At 72.4% G+C, this 612-nt stretch carries 1 pseudogene; it reads left to right on the top strand.

Going from position 1 to position 612, the window contains the following annotated elements:
- Positions 1 to 612 (top strand): annotated as a pseudogene (locus A5704_RS28720) (hypothetical protein); the annotation flags it as partial.

Raw genomic sequence — 612 nt, 5'->3', positions numbered from 1 at the left:
TCTCCAGGCCGCCCCGAAGGTGACCAACGACGCGGGCACCACCACCCAGGCCAGCACGGTGGCCAACGCGGCGGCCAATACTTCCGCCGGCAACGCGGCCAACGTCGCGCAAAAGGCGGCCACCACCGCCACGACGACCGCGGCCCCGCAGGCCGCCGCCGCCGCTCAGACGACGACCAACCCGCTGCAAGAGCTGTGGTTCCTGTTGACCGGCCAAACCACCATCCCCACCAACCTGGGCACACTCGTCAACGGGTACAGCCCGTTCGCCGGCCTGTTCTATAACACCGAGGGTCTGCCGTACTTCAGTACCGGTATGGCCAACACCTTCACCCAGATCGCCAAGTCGGTGGGGTTGATCGGTGGTGCGGCTCCGGCGGCGGCCAAGGCGCTGCCCGGTCTGGGTGGGCTCGGTGGCCTGCTCGGCGGCGGTGCCGGAGCGGTGCACCCGGCCGCGGCCATCGGCGGGGCGGCCTCCATCGGCGGCAAGTTGTCGGTGCCGGTGGCCTGGACCGGCGCCCCGGCGCTGCCGGCGATGGGCCACACCGCGGTCCCGGTCAGCGCGATCAGCGCCGCACCCGAGGCAGCCGGGGGACCGGGCAACCTGCTCGG

The sequence above is a fragment of the Mycobacterium sp. E735 genome (genome assembly GCF_001666955.1).
Taxonomy (GTDB): domain Bacteria; phylum Actinomycetota; class Actinomycetes; order Mycobacteriales; family Mycobacteriaceae; genus Mycobacterium.
The sequence above is the reverse complement of the archived record's forward strand: the minus strand, read 5'-3'. Positions and strand labels throughout refer to the sequence as shown.